This is a genomic window from Psychrobacter sp. S4(2024), from assembly GCF_036861305.1.
GTDB lineage: Bacteria > Pseudomonadota > Gammaproteobacteria > Pseudomonadales > Moraxellaceae > Psychrobacter > Psychrobacter cryohalolentis.
This window is the reverse complement of the sequence record NZ_JAZAQR010000001.1, coordinates 541,168-558,813: the sequence shown is the minus strand read 5'-3', so window position 1 is coordinate 558,813 and position 17,646 is coordinate 541,168. Positions and strand designations below refer to the sequence as shown.

At 41.4% G+C, this 17,646-nt stretch carries 19 protein-coding genes, 1 tRNA gene and 2 pseudogenes; 12 read left to right on the top strand and 10 right to left on the bottom strand.

Going from position 1 to position 17,646, the window contains the following annotated elements:
* Nucleotides 1-19 precede the first annotated feature (19 nt).
* Together tatA and ampC are read left to right on the top strand one after the other, a co-directional pair.
* Nucleotides 20-304, top strand: coding sequence for a Sec-independent protein translocase subunit TatA (gene tatA, locus VLA57_RS02395; protein ID WP_333954232.1), 285 nt, complete (start codon nucleotides 20-22; stop codon nucleotides 302-304).
* Between the two features lie 245 nt (nucleotides 305-549).
* Nucleotides 550-1,725, top strand: coding sequence for a class C beta-lactamase (gene ampC / locus VLA57_RS02390; RefSeq protein WP_333954231.1), 1,176 nt, complete (start codon nucleotides 550-552; stop codon nucleotides 1,723-1,725).
* 84 nt (nucleotides 1,726-1,809) lie between these two features.
* On the opposite strand, the gene VLA57_RS02385 is transcribed toward ampC, so the two are convergent.
* Nucleotides 1,810-2,676, bottom strand: a complete 867-nt coding sequence (locus VLA57_RS02385) for a hypothetical protein (RefSeq protein WP_333954230.1) — start codon at nucleotides 2,674-2,676, stop codon at nucleotides 1,810-1,812.
* A 560-nt stretch (nucleotides 2,677-3,236) separates the two neighbouring features.
* Here VLA57_RS02385 and VLA57_RS02380 point away from each other — a divergent pair.
* Both VLA57_RS02380 and VLA57_RS02375 read left to right on the top strand, forming a co-directional pair.
* Nucleotides 3,237-3,815: a Fic family protein gene (locus VLA57_RS02380; protein ID WP_410477365.1), complete on the top strand. Its 579-nt coding sequence runs from the start codon at nucleotides 3,237-3,239 to the stop codon at nucleotides 3,813-3,815.
* A gap of 279 nt (nucleotides 3,816-4,094) precedes the next feature.
* Nucleotides 4,095-4,484 carry a DUF6122 family protein gene (locus VLA57_RS02375; protein ID WP_133104395.1) on the top strand — a complete coding sequence of 130 codons (390 nt, stop codon included), beginning with the start codon at nucleotides 4,095-4,097 and terminating at the stop codon, nucleotides 4,482-4,484.
* Nucleotides 4,485-4,702: 218 nt separating this feature from the next.
* On the opposite strand, the gene VLA57_RS02370 is transcribed toward VLA57_RS02375, so the two are convergent.
* Both VLA57_RS02370 and VLA57_RS02365 read right to left on the bottom strand, forming a co-directional pair.
* Nucleotides 4,703-5,236 (bottom strand): transmembrane anchor protein, encoded by a 534-nt coding sequence (locus VLA57_RS02370; protein WP_262881095.1) that lies wholly within the window; start codon nucleotides 5,234-5,236, stop codon nucleotides 4,703-4,705.
* A 121-nt stretch (nucleotides 5,237-5,357) separates the two neighbouring features.
* Nucleotides 5,358-6,098 (bottom strand): HupE/UreJ family protein, encoded by a 741-nt coding sequence (locus VLA57_RS02365; RefSeq protein WP_133104397.1) that lies wholly within the window; start codon nucleotides 6,096-6,098, stop codon nucleotides 5,358-5,360.
* A 272-nt stretch (nucleotides 6,099-6,370) separates the two neighbouring features.
* Between VLA57_RS02365 and VLA57_RS02360 the strand changes: the two genes are divergently transcribed.
* The 5 genes and pseudogenes from VLA57_RS02360 (at nucleotide 6,371) to VLA57_RS02345 (ending at nucleotide 12,224) form a co-directional block, all read left to right on the top strand.
* Entirely contained in the window at nucleotides 6,371-6,649 is a 279-nt protein-coding gene (locus tag VLA57_RS02360) for a metal-sensing transcriptional repressor (protein WP_011514090.1), read from the top strand.
* Between the two features lie 29 nt (nucleotides 6,650-6,678).
* The gene (locus VLA57_RS02355) at nucleotides 6,679-8,001 is read left to right on the top strand and encodes an MFS transporter (RefSeq protein ID WP_133104398.1); all 1,323 of its coding nucleotides are present in this window, start codon (nucleotides 6,679-6,681) and stop codon (nucleotides 7,999-8,001) included.
* A gap of 333 nt (nucleotides 8,002-8,334) precedes the next feature.
* A pseudogene (locus VLA57_RS12555) lies at nucleotides 8,335-8,457 on the top strand (transposase); the annotation flags it as partial.
* Nucleotides 8,458-8,894: 437 nt separating this feature from the next.
* A complete protein-coding gene (locus tag VLA57_RS02350) occupies nucleotides 8,895-11,252 on the top strand; it encodes a sensor histidine kinase (RefSeq protein ID WP_333954228.1) in 2,358 nt (785 codons plus the stop codon).
* Between the two features lie 33 nt (nucleotides 11,253-11,285).
* Nucleotides 11,286-12,224: a response regulator gene (locus VLA57_RS02345; protein WP_333954226.1), complete on the top strand. Its 939-nt coding sequence runs from the start codon at nucleotides 11,286-11,288 to the stop codon at nucleotides 12,222-12,224.
* A 9-nt stretch (nucleotides 12,225-12,233) separates the two neighbouring features.
* Here VLA57_RS02345 and VLA57_RS02340 read toward each other — a convergent pair whose 3' ends face one another.
* Nucleotides 12,234-12,452 carry a DDE-type integrase/transposase/recombinase gene (locus tag VLA57_RS02340; protein ID WP_011514086.1) on the bottom strand — a complete coding sequence of 73 codons (219 nt, stop codon included), beginning with the start codon at nucleotides 12,450-12,452 and terminating at the stop codon, nucleotides 12,234-12,236.
* A 196-nt stretch (nucleotides 12,453-12,648) separates the two neighbouring features.
* Between VLA57_RS02340 and VLA57_RS02335 the strand changes: the two genes are divergently transcribed.
* Nucleotides 12,649-12,981, top strand: coding sequence for a hypothetical protein (locus VLA57_RS02335; protein ID WP_011514085.1), 333 nt, complete (start codon nucleotides 12,649-12,651; stop codon nucleotides 12,979-12,981).
* A 252-nt stretch (nucleotides 12,982-13,233) separates the two neighbouring features.
* On the opposite strand, the pseudogene VLA57_RS02330 reads toward VLA57_RS02335, so the two are convergent.
* The 4 genes and pseudogenes from VLA57_RS02330 to VLA57_RS02315 all read right to left on the bottom strand — a co-directional run.
* Nucleotides 13,234-13,358: pseudogene (locus tag VLA57_RS02330) on the bottom strand (IS3-like element ISPar1 family transposase); the annotation flags it as partial.
* A gap of 58 nt (nucleotides 13,359-13,416) precedes the next feature.
* Nucleotides 13,417-13,749 (bottom strand): hypothetical protein, encoded by a 333-nt coding sequence (locus VLA57_RS02325; RefSeq protein ID WP_041753176.1) that lies wholly within the window; start codon nucleotides 13,747-13,749, stop codon nucleotides 13,417-13,419.
* A 28-nt stretch (nucleotides 13,750-13,777) separates the two neighbouring features.
* Nucleotides 13,778-14,038 (bottom strand): hypothetical protein, encoded by a 261-nt coding sequence (locus VLA57_RS02320; protein ID WP_041753175.1) that lies wholly within the window; start codon nucleotides 14,036-14,038, stop codon nucleotides 13,778-13,780.
* Between the two features lie 288 nt (nucleotides 14,039-14,326).
* A complete protein-coding gene (locus VLA57_RS02315; protein ID WP_264623020.1) occupies nucleotides 14,327-14,449 on the bottom strand; it encodes a hypothetical protein in 123 nt (40 codons plus the stop codon).
* Between the two features lie 45 nt (nucleotides 14,450-14,494).
* Between VLA57_RS02315 and VLA57_RS02310 the strand changes: the two genes are divergently transcribed.
* Nucleotides 14,495-14,677, top strand: a complete 183-nt coding sequence (locus VLA57_RS02310; protein ID WP_049751814.1) for a helix-turn-helix domain-containing protein — start codon at nucleotides 14,495-14,497, stop codon at nucleotides 14,675-14,677.
* A 231-nt stretch (nucleotides 14,678-14,908) separates the two neighbouring features.
* On the opposite strand, the gene VLA57_RS02305 is transcribed toward VLA57_RS02310, so the two are convergent.
* A tRNA-Val gene (locus VLA57_RS02305) sits at nucleotides 14,909-14,985 on the bottom strand.
* Nucleotides 14,986-15,285: 300 nt separating this feature from the next.
* Between VLA57_RS02305 and VLA57_RS02300 the strand changes: the two genes are divergently transcribed.
* On the top strand, nucleotides 15,286-16,278 hold the full coding sequence (locus tag VLA57_RS02300; protein ID WP_011514082.1) for a glutathione S-transferase family protein: 993 nt from the start codon (nucleotides 15,286-15,288) through the stop codon (nucleotides 16,276-16,278).
* 241 nt (nucleotides 16,279-16,519) lie between these two features.
* Here VLA57_RS02300 and hemB read toward each other — a convergent pair whose 3' ends face one another.
* Nucleotides 16,520-17,527 (bottom strand): porphobilinogen synthase, encoded by a 1,008-nt coding sequence (gene hemB, locus VLA57_RS02295; RefSeq protein WP_133104399.1) that lies wholly within the window; start codon nucleotides 17,525-17,527, stop codon nucleotides 16,520-16,522.
* Nucleotides 17,528-17,646 lie beyond the last annotated feature (119 nt).

Sequence of the window (17,646 nt, the reverse complement as noted above, 5' to 3'; positions counted from 1 at the left end):
AAGATATAAGGATACCGTTATGGGCAGTTTTTCTATTACACATTGGCTGATTTTATTGGTTGTGGTTGTTGTCGTATTTGGCACTGCTAAGCTTAAAAATGCTGGCAAGGATTTAGGCGGTGCGGTAAAGGGTTTTAAAGAAGCAGTCAAAGATGAAGGAGCCCAGCATGCTCGCAAGAATCGTGTGCTTAGCCATGAAAATAGTACGCCCGCTGCAAGTAATGATTTAAATACGCAGGTAGGTACTCAGGCTGAAGATATAAAGATTAGCCCTGTTACCGCTGATCATCAGCACAAAGTATGAAGCGCGCCTTTTGTTCCAGTAATAAATATTATGAAAAATGGCTTTAGATAGAAGAAGCCAGTTTTCAATGATCCCTTTGAGGTACATTCTAAAAGATCCATTCTATGATACTAAATCGCCAAGATTGTCGGGGATTCAGCATTCTGAGATAATGTAAAACGGCATACCCGAACTGAAAGCAAAGCGCTATTTGCATGCTCACTAAATTATCAGTACATCTATCAGAATAAATGAGAAACCCTATAATGAAACAACCCTTTCAAACCTTTTTAAATCAAGTGGGATTTACCGCTTTAGTGACAGCATCATTACTATCTGGAACCGTACAAGCAGCGGATAACAATGACCATCTAAAGAGCGCTGTTGATCAACAAGCCAAATTACTAATGAATGAGCATAATATTTCAGGAATGGCTTTTGGTATTATTATTGATGGTAAATCACACTTCTATCATTATGGTTTGGCTGATAAGAAAGCCAAAATACCTGTCTCAGAAAACACTATTTTTGAGCTAGGCTCAATCAGTAAGACGTTTGCTGCTACTTTAGCCAGTTATTCAGAATTAAATGGCACACTTAAATTAGAAGATACCGCTGATAAATATATTCCCTACCTAAAAAACAGCGCCATTGGCAATACCAAGCTGATAAACCTAGCCACCTATTCAGCTGGTGGTCTACCACTACAAGTCCCTGATGACGTCAAAAACAATAAAGAGTTGCTTCGTTATTATAAATCTTGGCAGCCTGTATTCCCTATCAACTCAAAGCGTCTGTATTCCAATGCCAGTATCGGTCTGTTTGGTTATATATCTGCATTGAGCATGGACGCTGATTACACACAGTTGATGGAAGAAAAAATACTGCCGTCACTCAATATGCCCAATACCTTTATTAATGTACCTAGTGACAAGATGTCTGATTATGCATTTGGTTATAACGCTGCTGGCGATGCTATCCGAGTCAATCCTGGCATGTTAGACGCCGAAGCCTATGGTATTAAATCCACCATTAAAGATATGACGCATTTTATGGCGGCTAATATGGGGCTAGTACCGCTGGATAAAGATATTCAGCAAGCGTTAGACAATAATAGAAAGGGTTACTATCAGGCGAGCACTTTTACCCAAGGGTTAGGATGGGAGATGTACCCTTATCCTACTCAGCTAGATACCTTGCTTGAAGGCAACTCAATGGACGTGGTACTAAAGCCTCAAGCCATTAAAACAGACAATCATCCAACGGCTGTTTTAAATAACGTCTGGGTCAACAAAACAGGCGCTACTAATGGGTTTGGTGGTTATATCGCTTATATTCCTGCCGAAAAATCAGGCATTGTCATTCTGGCAAATAAAAACTATCCAAATGCAGATAGGGTTAAAGCAGCGTATACGATTTTAGAGAGTGCGATAACTCATTGATTAAGCATGAATCACAAAGCAACTTTATAGAAAATAGCCTTTCGTAAAAAACCCAGCTAGATGCTGGGTTTTTATTTTCATTTTTTAAGAGCAGCCTTCGACCAAATAAATCGCTTCTGGTATACCGATATCGATGCTTTCTACCTCACCTTTTAATAAGCTTTCATTGTCTTCTGTCCACTCAGTCGCCTTAATTGTAGAATCACTCAGCTTTTGACCGCCCTTGATATGATATTCAATTTGTAGAGGCAGCTTATCCTGTTTATTATTGAGTTCAATATTTTCGTCTTTTAATGATTCTCCAAGTGGGCTTTCTTTTATTACTTTGAAATTAACATTAGCAATCAAGCTATAGTAATCACCATCAACCGCATATTTATCGACCTCGTAAGTGAGCTCGTCATCATGCACTTTCATAACCGCTGTAGCTGAATTGCCAACATTGATGTCTTTATAAAACGGTATGCTTGGATCCTGAATACTGATCAGGGCAACCTTGTTGTCTATGATTTGATATAGCACAGCAGCACGTTCACCGTACTCTTTATCGATATAACTCAGTGCTGGATTACTGACGTAATAGCATTGTTCGTTATCGCTCTTGGCTTTGGTCATTCCTAGACTACTTAGCAGTTCAGGAGTAATCATCTGACCGAAGCTTAGTTTCTGATACCCTAACGGGCTGACGATTTGTTCATCGGATAGATATGCTGCGTCGTTAGTTTGTGTTTTATCCGTAGCACTCGTATCTGGAGGTGCTGAATTGACAGATATCTCACCATTTTTAGCCATGTCTTTATCTACAGTATTCGTTTGCGCAGTGCCGTCATTATTTGAAGATGAGGGCTGTGAGTCACAGCCTGTCATCAGTTGTACAGCAGCGATTAATAAAGTAGAAGCCATTGCCGTTTTAATTATCGGCAATGATGATTTTGAATGAAAAGTTAACATGGCTTAATTCCCGAATTCGAGTCATTGATATTAATATATACCTTAATGAACCTTGTATAAACTGTCTTTTTTATGCTCGATTTCATTGATGCTAAAGTTTGATTGATACGTACACAGCGAACCGATTACGAATAGTATATGTATGGCATGTATATCACGAAATACACCGTAGCTATTTCAGAGAGTAAAAACATTGATACCATTAAAGTAGAGGTCAAAAATGCTATTTTGAAAGATATAGTCAGTCCTAAATAAAATAAGTACAAATATTATAAAGCGCTACTGGGATAAATTTTTCTTGCTTACTGTGCCTGCGCAGACAGAGGCGGCGCAAAACTTATCCCAGTAGCACTGTGGTTGATTTATAGTGGATTGACTATAGTTAAAATTGATAGAAGACACAACTTAGGCCCAATTTGGGCACATAGATTTTTTGATGTAGTTTGGCTATGGCTATAATTGGGCAAGTTTTGCTCAAGCCTAGCTTTATATTTCCGCTACAGCGCATATTGTCATAGCGAACGTTGCCGACAAGTGACCAGTCGCCAATATGATAGACAATTTTATCCTGGTTTAACACGTTACCAAATGAGCAAGAGAACATAGATCTGGTGATTAAAGCAGGTATCGCTCATTTATGGTTTGTGACGATCCATCCCTTTGATGATGGCAATGGGCGATTGACCTGTGCCATTACTGAGAGAGTACTGGCACAAAGCGAGGATAGCGCCCAACGTTTTTATAGTATGTCAGCGCAGATTCTTAAACAGCGCAATGACTACTATAAAATATTGGAACGAACACAAAAAGGCGATACTGATATCACTGATTGGCTGTGCTGGTTTCTACAAACACTAGAACAAGCACTCATTGCTGCTCAAATGACCACAGATAAAATCATTGATAAAGCGAGTTTTTGGCAGAACCATCGACAGCATGCATTGAACACCAGACAAGTCACTATGCTAAATAATTTACTCACAGACTTTTATGGCAACTTGACTACTAAAAAATGGTCAGTGATGACCAAGTGTTCTGTAGACATAGCACTGCGTGATATCAATGATCTGATAGAGAGGGGGATGCTGAAAAAATCCGAGGCTTCGGGGCGTAGTACGAGTTACGAGGTGGCTTTGTAATAAAGAACATGTGGTTCTATGATGCGTAACGCAATAGACGAGCTAGTTCAGCATTGTGATAGCAGTCTATTTTAAGTGGTCTATTAATAGGTATGAAGGGTGAAATAGCTGGTTCCACTTGGGTATGCCCTATATTAACTATTAATTTTTTGGACAGATACAATGATAAGAGAGTGAGTGTATGATGCATATATTTCACATGCACTTTAAAGAAAAAATATCTTATGTTTTATATGAAATTGATTTTCCACTACAAACTATCTTAAATCGGAAAAAGCGATGATTCAAACCGTTATCCATTATTTTCTACATTTTGGTATGCCATTGGTCATCGCCTATATATTTTTTCGTGACGACTATAAACGAGTATATTTGATTCTTTTAGCAACCATGCTAGTTGATTTAGATCATCTGCTAGCGACACCTATCTTTTCGCCCGATCGTTGCAGTATTAACTTTCATCCGCTGCATACTTACTATGCAATGGCGGCATATGCGGCTATGCTATTTCTACCAAGGCCCTATAAAATAATTGGTTTAGGGTTACTTCTACATATGCTAACCGATTTGAATGACTGCGTGATGACTTATATTAATTGTCCTCAGTGTTTGAGTCAGGCTCCTGCCCGTGAGTTGGCAACGTGGTTAGGCAGAGCCACTAAGTTTTGATACGGCTGTGACTACATTTTTTTGTGCCTCTCTCATAGATCATATCTTCAATAACTCCTAGAAGTAGATATATCGCTATCCAATCCTAAATAAGTCCTCGCATTAGACCGCTTGTGTTCCAATTCGAGGATTGAGTTTGTCTAGCTTGTTACTCTAAGCTTAGTGAGACAGCTCTGTTTCTAATCAGGTAGTAGCGGCAAAAACTAACTGCTACTTTTTTACATCGTTTTAATAGTGCTGTAATCGCCACGGGTACGCAAAACAACTTGAACATCCGATTGTCCTCGGTTGCGCCAGAACCAGCCGTGATTACCTGTAAATGCGGCTTCTAGAACACCTTCATCAGCGGCAATTCCGCGACCTTTTTCATAGCTAATCGCTTGGCCTGGTGCGTCACCATGGGTGTCGAAGTTAACATCACCGCCTGTCACGATCCAAGAGTATTCAGACTTGCCACCTGCAGCCATTTTCATCTTAATCTCTAACCCTTCCCCTGGTGTCAAAGTAAAGGGAATTTCATCGCGCCACTGTCCGTTAGCGACAGCAGTATCAGAAAGTGTGGCACTCACTGCTTGTTCGGCCACATTATCAATATCTGGTGTTTCAGACGCCAGTGTATCAGTTGCTAATAAACCAGCAGCATCGGCGGCGGCTTCTTCTGCTAATTGCTGCTTAACCTGTCCCATTTCCGTCAAACGAAGCAGTTTACCAACCCCAGTTGGGTCAATACCATATTCAGCTGGGAGAACCACCGTAAATAAAAGAACGATTGCTGCAATTACAGCCAGAACAGTAGATTTCATAAGCTGCTTTGAAGAGGGAAGTTCAGCCTGCAAGGGGGTATCACTGTTATACATATTAGAAATCCTTAGATTATTGAGACATTAAATAGCCAGTGAGCTGCATGCCCACTAAAATAAATCCTGCGCTCATCATGGCAACGTTGGCTGTATAGGCGTTACGGATGAAACTTGACGTGCGTCGCCAGTAGCTCATACCAATCAATATGATCGCTAGAGCCAGTAGTTGCCCAATTTCCACACCCACGTTAAATGCGAGCAGGTTAGGAAGTAGACCGTCAGGTGACATCTCATATTCAAGAATTTTAGTTGATAACCCAAAGCCATGGAAAAGGCCAAATATAAGCACTGCTATTTTGGTGTTTGGTTGATACCCGAACCATGTTTGATACGCACCAATGTTATCTAAAGCTTTGTAAACAACAGAGAGGCCAATAATGGCATCAATCAGATAACTGTTCATACCGATGTTGAAGTACACGCCTAAAATCATCGTAGTGGAGTGACCTAATGCAAATAGGCTCACATAGATACCAATGTGCTTCATAAGGTAGAGAAAAAAGATGACCCCGAAGAGAAACAGTATGTGGTCATACCCCGTTATCATATGCTTAGCGCCCAAGTACATAAAGGGCAAAATATTGACCCCTGAAATCTCCTGAATATACCCTTTATCCCCTGCGGTTACAGCATGAGCAAGCGCTTCATTACTGCCAGTAAGAAGACAAATAAGAAGTACTGAGAACACTAACAGACGGGTCTGCCAAGTCGCCCATGGCGAGCTTGAAAGCCTATTTAAAACATGGCTATACATTAAGAATCCTGTGGTCTGAAAATAATGAATGCGTTGCGTTGTGTTGCGTGATGCAATGCGATAAGAACAGTTAATCCTAACCAATGGAGTAAGTATGATTTGTGTTACTAAGCATTTTTTTATGGACTAGTAAGTAAAATCGTGAATTTTTCGAACGCAAACTAAGCGATTAAGGAGTAAGATACTATCCCCTAGGGGGGGATAATGTCAACCGTAAAAACTCAAGTCTTATAGGGTATAATTGCGCTCTCTAGAGGAAGGATACTGTCATTATGAAAAAACCGCACATACACGCTTCTCATCCAGCCGTTATCACACGCCTTAAAAAAGCGAATGGTCATCTAAGCAGTACGATAGAGATGTTGGTTGAGGGTCGAACCTGCCTTGATGTAGCCCAACAGTTACAAGCGGTAGAGAATGCGATTCACCAAGCCAAGAAAATTTTAATCCAAGACCATTTAGATCATTGCCTTGAAGATTTGTTAGGTTCTGTTGATAAAGATCAGCAGAATTCTATCGAGGAGTTTAAGGAGATAACCCGTTACCTATAAGATCAATCGACTGATCTAAAGAGCCTCCCATGCTTAGTATCTTTGCAAATCAAACTTATCGTCATTTATTTGCCGCGCAAGTCATTGCCCTGATTGGTACTGGTCTGGCTACCGTGGCGCTTGGGCTTCTAGCTTTTGATTTGGCTGGCAATGATGCTGGGGTTGTTATGGGAACGGCATTGGCTATCAAAATGATTGCCTATGTTGGTATTGCACCCATTGCAGCGGCCTTTGCCGAACGGTTGCCCAAACGCACGATGTTGGTAACGCTGGATGTGATACGAGCAGGTGTAGCTCTGCTTTTGCCGTTTGTTTCCCAGATTTGGGAGGTTTACGTGCTGATCTTTGTCTTGCAATCTGCCTCAGCAGCCTTCACGCCTACTTTTCAAGCCACTATTCCTGATGTTCTACCTGATGAAGCGGATTACACCAAAGCCTTATCACTCTCACGCCTTGCGTACGATATAGAGAGTCTGGTCAGTCCTATGTTAGCGGCGGCATTGCTGACAGTAATGAGCTTTCATAATCTGTTTACGGGAACGGTGTTGGGATTTTTAGTCTCTGCCTTATTGGTCGTATCGGTCACGCTACCAGCGCATGCTATGCCAGAGCGTCGTAGCATTTATGATAGAACCACACGCGGTATTCGTATCTATTTAGCTACCCCTCGACTGCGCGGATTACTCGCGGTCAACGTTGCTGTGTCTGCCGCTGCGTCTATGGTCTTTGTGAATACAGTGGTAATCATTCAGGGTGGGATGGGACTGACTCAGAGCGCAGTCGCATTAGCATTGGCAAGCTTTGGTGCAGGCTCTATGATTGCTGCATTGGCTTTGCCAAGCCTACTGGTTAAGCTGACAGACCGTAGGGTCATGTTAAGCGGTGTAGGGTTGTTAGTGGTGGGTATGTTTGCTGGTACATTGATGATGGGACAAAACTCGCTTATGGCCTTATGGTTCGTGCTAGGTTTGGGTTATTCTGCTGCCCAAACTCCCTCTGGACGCTTGCTATGGCGATCCTCACATCAGGAAGATCGTCCTGCATTGTTTGCCGCTCAGTTTGCTTTATCTCATGTGAGTTGGTTAGTATTTTATCCTTTGGCTGGTTGGCTAGGTGCTCGCTACAGTATGACGGTAGCTTTTGCGGTATTAGGCTGTGCTGCTGCACTAGCAGTATGGGCGGCTTTTAGAGTCTGGCCGTCTATTGATTTAACAGAGATTGAACACGAGCATTCGGATTTGCCAGAAGGTCATGCTCATGCTACTGGATCTCCTACACCCAATGGGATACGTCATACCCATCCTTTCGTAGTCGATGACTATCATCCTCGTTGGCCAAGCTCAGGTCGTTGATTTTGAATCAGTACATGAAGGTTCGCCATTTTATATTGAAAATTACACTGCTATGTACACTGAGCTACCATAAATAACTTTGACTACTGATATAGATAGCCTACAGCTAAACATTTGAGTCCTCACTAGGGTACCGAAATCACTGAATAACATAATACTTGTTATGGTGCTTTAATTGGGTTCAATTCCCTATATGGGAATCGAAATTCTAGTGTTGGATGTGAATTTAATGGCTATGAGGTCGATAGCATGGGTCATCATCATTAAGCTTTATTATTAAAATTTCCTAAGTTAGTTTCTACAGTATTGTCAGCATAGGTCAATAACGCAAGCTTTCATAAACGCGTGCAAAAGCTAATTAATAGGCACGGCGATCGCCTGTTATTTTTACCACCATATAGCCCTGATCTAAATCCTATCCAGAAGAAGTGGGCACAAGCTAAATTTCTACGCTAAGGATGGATAGAGAATAATCTACCTAAACTATTTCATGATATGGGCTGTATCGATTTTATATTAAACTGACTATAGTCGCTTCTCTTCTCCATGGTCCAATTAGAGTGGGCTTTCCCATAATAAGGACTGTCTCTTTAGCTATATTTTTTTCCTTATCTAAAGCAATAATGGCATTGCCAAGCCTGACGTAGGCTCGCAATAAGCGGAATGTCGTTTATGCTAAAAAAGTCGCAAAAATAAACAATGAAGAAATCATATAGCTGCTGCGTATAGACAGATAATAGCTACCATACGGTAAAACACGATTATTGTCATCGTATTGTCATAACGGCATCGTATTCTTGAGCTCACTATAAATAGCGGTTGCGTATCACTCATATCTTTAGTCATTCACTGATTTGTTGATAACAGTTAGCGCATAGATATCAGGTGTGTTTATGAAGGTTGTTGATCGGTTTGGTAGTATCTCCACCCGTATACTGATTATTTTAACATTGGCTTTTTTACTCATTATTTTGCTGGTGTACTGGGTCATCGAAACCCAAGCTAAGCCGCGCATACTGGAGATGACCTCAGAGACAGTGGTTGAAACAGGTAATGAAGCCATCAATAGCATTATGGCGAGTATCAACCATGTCGACGGATTGGCCAAAGCCACCAGTACGATGGCGGGCGGGTTACCAAAACAAGACGCTCTTTATAAAGAAACCTTTGGTAATCTCATGCAACAAATCGATCAACGGATTGTAGGCGGTGGCGTATGGTTTGATCCAAATATGTACGCTGAGGGTAGAGAGCGGCAGTCATTTGTGTGGGCGCGCGATAGCTCAGGCAATATGCAGCCATTAGCGCGCTATAATCAAGCGCGCCAAACCCCGAATCCCTATTATCGTGATTGGTGGTACATTCCTGCAATGTACGCGCGTCATGATCACTGTGTTTGGAGTCGTGCCTATGTCGATCCGATGAGTAATCAGCCGATGATGACGTGTGCCAAGGCATTATACGATAGTCGCAATCAGGCTTTTGATGGAGTGGTGAGTTTCAATCTGCTATTAGACAACCTCGGTGAGGCGATGAAAAAGTGGCAAGATAAGCTCGGTGGTTATGTCTTTTTAGTAGACTTGGATAATCGGTTTTTGACCTTTCCTGATCAATCTATGGTTACGCAAGCGACTGAAGATAATCCCCAAGGCGAAATGGTAACCGCGTATCAATTGGCCGAGAAACATCCTAGCTTTGCCCCTATTGCGGACAGTCTAGATAGTATTAATCAGACACTGATAGATGAGGCAGTAACTAAAGATGAAAGCCGCTATACGCTCGCTGCTCGTAGTATTCTAAGTACGACCAATCTGAATAAAATCAGCGAGCAAGAGTCCAAATTACTCTCAGCATTATTGCTGTTAAATATCGATCAAACGTTTAATTTGGTAGACAGTCATTTGGTCGATACCATCGCTGTGCCCAATGATTTTGTGTTGCAGCAGCCCGCCACCGCCTTCGTGTTTCGCATGCCTTTTACGTATTGGAAGATGGTCATTGTCAAGCCTGATAATGACCTGATGAGCGTGGCAAATGCCCTGTCTAATAAACTGATTCAAGCCATGCTGTTGGGCTTCATTCCTATCTTGTTGTTGACCGCATGGGTATTTCGTCGCTACTTTACGCGGCCGCTAAAGCACATGGCACAGTCAGTGGCTGACATGGGGATGTTAATTGAGCAAAAAAAATATCAACAATTAAGCGCGCACAAACTTCCTCATTCAAATGTCAGTGAGATTCAAGTTATTAGTGAGCAGACCAATCAATTGATTGATCGCGTCGTCGAGAATGAAGGCGCACTTGCTGAAATCAATGTTCATCTAGAAAAACAAGTCGCCGCCCGCACACAAGATTTACAGCAAGCCATGGATGAGTTAAAAGCCTCACAAGTGCATCTGGTGCGTTCTGAAAAAATGGCTACGCTTGGCCAAATGGTGGCAGGTGTGGCGCATGAGGTCAACACGCCGCTAGGCTACGTGCGAAGTAACATGGAATTGGTTGGCGATAATCTCATGCGCTTTGATGAGTTACTACAACATACTGATCAATTATTGCAGGTCTTAAAAGCGCCAACTATCAATCAAGAACAAGTCGAGCAACTGATAGAGCAAACCTTACAATGCTGCGAGGAAATTAAAGAAGATGAGGTCAGTGAGGATTTGGCCGATTTGATTAAAGATGGACTTTACGGCGTCGATCAGATTGCCGAGCTGGTCGTCAGCTTGCGCGACTTTTCTCGAATTGATGAATCTAAGGTAAAGGATGTTGATATCAATGATTGCATCAATACCTCATTGATTATGGCGCGCAATAATTTAAAAACTCTAGACGTCAAAACCAATCTAGCCGAACTACCGCCGATTCAATGCAACCCTTCACAGGTCAATCAAGTATTATTGAACCTATTTAATAATGCCGCCCAAGCCATGCCAGCTGATCATAAAGGGACATTGCAAGTCAGCTCTTCTATTGATAAGGCGCAGCAGCACATTATCGTGAGCGTCAAAGACAATGGTGTCGGTATCCAAGAAAATACGCTGGCGAAGATTTTTGAGCCATTTTTTACTACCAAAAAAGCAGGCCATGGCACGGGGCTAGGGTTAGCTATTACGGCACAAATTATCGAGCAACATGGTGGATATATCGAGGTTAGTTCAATCGTTGGCGCGGGCACGACGTTTACTATTAAGTTACCGATACAGTCTAGCGCTCATGAACCTAAACCTTCACAAGCCTTATTTGAAAGTTAAGAGACTTCCCATCACTTATTTAAAGAGAGCGTCATGCAAAAACCAAAAATCGCTTTTATCGATGATGAGCCACGCATTTTACGCAGTTTAAAAATGCATTTTCGCCAGTCACATGATGTATTTATCACCACTGATGCTAGCGAATTGATGAAGTATGTCAGCGAGCATGATGTGCAAGTGGTCATCAGCGACCAACGCATGCCAGATAAGCAAGGTACAGAAGTGTTACGTGATATCAAAGCGGCCTCACCAAATACACTGCGTATTTTACTGACTGGCTATGCTGATTTGAATGCAGTGATTGACTCTGTGAACGAGGGCGAAATTTATCGTTATATCACAAAGCCATGGCAAAATGATGAGCTTAAACAAATCGTCAATAAAGCCACAGAAATTGCTCAGCAAACTCAAGAAATCACCCAAAACACTATGCAAGGTAATGATACTCAAAAAGTTAGTGGTGGCATCACTGGTAGCAATCGTAATATATTGGTATTAGATGACGACGAGAGCGTCTATCAGCAAATAAAAAGTCACTTTAAGAGTGCTTATACCGTGAGTTGGGCCAGTAACCTTGAACAGGCAGCAAAGTTATTACAAAAAAAACGCTTTGGCGTCACTATTACGGATTCGACACTCAATAAAGAAAATATTACCCCCATTGTTTATGCTTTAAAGAATATTCAGCCAGATTTGATGGTTCTTATGTTGACTGAATTCAAAGATGCCCATATGGTCATTGATTTAATTAATAAAGGTCAAGTATATCGCTGTCTACCACGGCCGACCAACTTCTCTATCATGAGTATCAGTCTGGATCGCGCTTTTGATCATCATGAAAGATTGCTAGAACAGCCGATACTGGCGGCTCGCCATCATGTCGAGGAGGTAACAGAATCGGAGGCTTTGAATTTTTCTGAAAGACTTAAGGGTTTCTTTGCTAAGTTCAGAGGTTGGCGCATTATTAGATAGAATATAGCCTCAGATATAATCAATAATGGCACTCCTAGCTTCAGCGAATGTCTGACTGGTGTGATATGCCATCTGTAGCGCCTTAGCGGTCAGCATACTGTCAGGGCAGTCTGATACAGTAAAGCCCATCATATGCTGGGCATATAAATCTAAAACAACGGCTAGATAGCACCAGCCGCTTTTGATACGAATATAAGTCACGTCGCCCGTCCAAATTTGATTGGGCATAGTTGGGCTAAAATTGAGGTTCAATAGGTTCTCATGGGCTTTATACGCGTCCCTGTTGAGCGTCCGGCAATACTGGAACGGTTCAGTTGAAAGCTGTAATTAATTACATTAATTGTGATGATGTCATTAGTTTGTCACATCAGAAATCTAGTATAGCGAGTTATAAACTCTTAAGTACAAGACAGCGGGAAAGATAATGTTCGCCACAAAAAAGCAAAGTGATATACAAGTTAGTCAGCAAAGTTTTGACGCTATCATGATGTTAGCAATCACTACGGTCTCAGATAATATTGGTAGTGCACCTACCGCCGATACGCCCTTGTTTGATGAGGCGCACGAAGCCTATTGTGCCCAGCTTTTGCAGAGTATCATTGGGTGGCAAGAAGAGAACAATCAAGACCGATTAGTTGATGCCAATGCTACCCAAAGTTACGATTATGCTAAGCGTGAGGCATTGATAAAAGTTGCAGAGACGAAGCTCTACAACGCACTACATAAGGATGATTGTATTAATAAGGAGATGATGTAGTTGTATGTTAACCAAGTTAATAAACTATAAAAAATAAAGCAAGGAAGAGCGTGTTTGTCTAGGTGTTATGATATGACTTAAGCCACGCCGCACTACTGTAGTGTTATATTTTCTATACTGTATGAGTTTCACTAAGTATAGCTAAGCAAGTCCTAAACGAAAGATACCTCTCTGGTTCTTTCGTTTTTTTTATGTTGAGGCGATAATGACCCCTGCCGTCAAATCTGTAGAGTTAAACTTGGGAGATTTTAGTTACGCAGCTTGATGATAAAAGTTAAACCACAACTGTCTTGGCGATCGATAGCCTAAACTCTTTGAGTCCTAGTCTGATTATAGTACAGCTCTATATATTGTGTGATCTCGTTGATCGCTGTAAATCACTTATAAAAGACCGCTAAACTAGTTAAGTTTATTACAACCTATTCATATATAGTACTAAATACTTTGCCGTCCAAACCCTTTTAAGAATTTATCAACGGTTGCTGCCATAGGGCTATCATTAGACATAAGTATGTGTTTATGGGCAATTTGTCGTGATTGAGGTAATACGAATGTCGCGCCGTTGCTATATTCTTGACATACTTTTGGATATATTTGCTGCCAAGAGGGATGGGTAACGGTTTCTGCTTTATTTTTTATGTCTGAAAAGCCAATCCTTCGAGCCGTCTCATAAACCACAGCATGGACATACTTTTGCTGAGCGGCATCAAGATAAGCGTGGCGACTGTTTGGATAGTCTTGCTCACTTGCATCCGCTAATGCCAGCAAGTCACGTGCTGAGCTTGGTGGCCATTCTTCAAGGATAGAGCGCTGCCGAGCTCTTACCAGTTGGCTGAAAATGCATGATGACCGTTGCCCATAATATGGCTTTGTGTATAGGATAGTCCTTAGCTTTTGCTTTATTACCAAAGTTTAGCTGCCATTCACCAAACAACCTCACCAGCTCTTTGGTTATTTCTCGCATCTGTTGATTACCATCAATAGCATCGTCATCATGCCATGCGGTCGAAGTAAGTATCAACGTCTTGTTGTCCTTGATCAAGTATGGCGTTAGCATGGCGCAGATACTCCTTGGGCATTACTTTTATCATAAGCAGGCTTAGAGTTTTGACTGTCACTGCTTTCATTTTTACCTCACCGAGCAGCAGCACCTTTTTTACCTAGTTTTGATTTTATTTTCCTATTATTTGTCGCGGTTTCTTTTTTATCATTAAGATATGAGCTGAATAATAGCTCGCCATTGCTTTCAAAAAGCTGAATACTCAAAAGCAATTTGATAAATATTTTAGATTTATTAGCAGATAGACCAGTGATTGTAGCAATGATTTTGTCATCATGTGGTACCTCACAATTCTTCCAGTAATCCATCACAAGTAAATACAAAGCGTGTGGTCATGGCGAGCGTCTCACCAATATAAACAGGCAACCAAATGCCCACATCATCTGAATTGATAGGTATGGTAATCATCCCAATCATAAGACATTTATCAAATAGAATTAAGCTGCGTGCAGAATGAAAGTTGCAGATTTGATAAGAATAACGGGTATCAGTAAATCGACTATGCCCAAAATTTATAATGAACAAACTTTAAGGATAGACTTCGAGACTATGGATAAAATTTGTGAGGCATTGGAGATTGGAGTGGGTGGTTTGTTCACTTACGTACCCAACGAGTCGGTAGAGAAAGAGAAGTAAATTAATTTTAAGAACGTTTTAGGCAAACTAGAGTGAAGGTCAAAAATGCTATTTTAAAAGACAGGTAGAATTGATAGAAGGCACAATTTAGGCACATAGATTTTTTGATGCAGTTTGGCTATGGCTATAATTGGGCAAGTTTTGATCAAGCCTAGCTTTATATTTCACCTACAGCCCATATTTTACGGACAAAAAAAGCCCCAGTCGTTAGACCGGGGCTTTCTAAATATTTGGTAGGCATAAGCAGACTCGAACTGCTGACCTCTACCATGTCAAGGTAGCGCTCTAACCAACTGAGCTATACGCCTATTTAGGTTGAGTATTCTATCAAGTTTCCACTATTTTGCAAGCCTTTTTTATAATAAAACTGCCTTATTATTGTGATCTTGCGATTTAGCTTTGTATCGACAGTCAAATAAGGATTTTTATGTATTTTTAATTGCTATAATAGAATTATAATTTAGTTTTTATTGTCAATAGCGATGAGTCGCTTCGTACTGGGCAATCTAGTAACACTATTGCAGATAATAGAAAACAACGCTGATGATAATCGAATAGTATCTAATAAAGTTAAGTTAAGTTAACAGTGAAAGGGTTAGGAGCACCGTATGGGTTTATTGGTCGATGGGTACTGGCAGGATAAATGGTATGATACAGCATCTAACGGTGGACGCTTTGAGCGAGAAGATGCAGGCTTTAGAAATTGGGTAACGTTAGATGGTAGTGTTGGTCCATCGGGTCAAGGTGGCTTTCAAGCCGAAGCCAACCGTTATCATTTATATGTCTCTTTGGCATGTCCATGGGCAAATCGCACCACGATTTACCACAGACTCAAAGGTCTAGAAGATATTATTTCGATGTCTGTGGTTCATCCTTTTATGGGCGATAAAGGTTGGACGTTTGCAGAGGGTGTAGGTGTTATCGCTGACCCTATTATCAATGCAAGTTATTTATATGAAGTTTATCTCGCGGCAAAGCCAAATTATACGGGGCGGGTGACAGTACCAGTATTATGGGATAAAAAGATCAATACCATCGTCAGCAATGAATCTGCTGAGATCATTCGTATGTTTAACTCAGCTTTTGATGGCGTTGGGGCAGTAGCTGGCGATTTTTTACCATCCGATGCAATAATAGACATTGATGAGATAAATACGTTTGTTTATGATGCTATCAATAATGGCGTCTATAAAGCTGGTTTTGCGAGCACGCAAGCTGCTTATACAGAAGCGGTCGTTGCGCTATTCGCTGCGCTAGATACGTTAGAGGTGCGTTTGGCAGACCAACGTTACTTAATAGGTAACACAATAACTGAGGCGGATTGGCGCTTATTCACGACCTTAGTGCGTTTTGATGCCGTTTATGTTGGACATTTTAAATGTAATATTCGCCGCATCGTTGATTATCCCAATCTTTGGGGCTATCTGTGTGATTTGTATCAAGTATCGGGTATTAAAGACACCGTGAATATGGAACATATCAAAGCACATTATTACACCAGCCACGCAACGATTAATCCAACTGGAGTGATACCGGCTGGTCCTGTTATTGACTTTGATAAGCCGCATGGGCGGGCACATTTATCGAGTGCTATTTTATAAAATGCTGTTTGAGTTTTTGTGATAAAGAAATAAAAAACCGTACCCGCTGCTATAAAGTCGTGGGTACGGTTTTTTTAGTCTAGTCGGTCCTAAATAAAAGAAATATAAATATAATAAGGTACTACTGGGGTTAATTTTTCTTGCTTGCTGTGCCTACGCAGACAGAGGCTGCGAATAATTAGCCTCAGTAGTTCTGTACCCTTTTAAAAGTGGATTAACTATATATAAAAATATGCTGAAATTAAGCGTTATTCAGCTGTCTTGCCGCTTCTAATGCAAAATAGGTCAAGATACCATCGGCACCTGCACGGCGGAAGCCAATGAGTGATTCTAAAATCACCGCATCAGTCAGCCAACCGTTTTGAATCGCTGCCATATGCATGGCATATTCACCAGAGACTTGGTAGGCAAACGTTGGTACACCAAAGGTGTTTTTGACTTCACGGATTAAATCTAAGTATGGCTGACCCGGTTTAATCATCACCATATCCGCGCCTTCATTGATGTCCATGGCAACTTCGTGTAGCGCTTCAGCGCGATTACCAAAGTCCATCTGATACTGCTTCTTATGCCCACCTTTTAAGTTGCCAGCACTACCGACCGCATCACGGAATGGACCGTAATAAGCAGAAGCGTATTTTGCTGAATACGCCATGATAGCGGTATTCACAAAACCTTCGGCTTCAAAAGCATCACGCATGGCTTTGATACGACCGTCCATCATATCGCTAGGGGATATGATGTCGGCACCGGCGCGGGCGTGAACCAATGCCTGCTTGACCAATACTTCAACCGTTGCATCGTTTACGACATAACCTGAGTCATCGAGTAGTCCATCTTGACCGTGTGAAGTATAAGGGTCCAATGCCACATCGGTCATGACGACCATCTCTGGCACAGCATCTTTGACCGCTTTTACCGCACGCGCAGTGAGAGCGTTTTCATCATAAGCAGACCTACCATCAGGGGTTTTTAGTGAATTATCAATCACTGGGAAGATATCGATAGTTGTGACGCCTTCGCTCAACAAGTCTTTGGCGTGCTTAATGAGCAGGTCTATCGACAAGCGCTCAACCCCCGGCATACTAGCGATTTGTTGGCGCTCGTTAGTACCTTCTAATACAAAAACGGGGGCGATAAAGTGCTTGGGATGCAACTCAACTTCGCGAATCATTGCCCGTATATTGTCGTTATAACGCAAACGACGTAGGCGAGTTTCAGGGAATTGGCGGTTAAAAGTATAAGTCATATTGTTTCCTTATCTGAATGGCAATCACGGTTATTTTTTTAATTACTGAAATTTTTAATGAGGTTACTACTAAGGTTTTTAAAAAGGTACGTCACACAATGTCGATACTATACCCAATA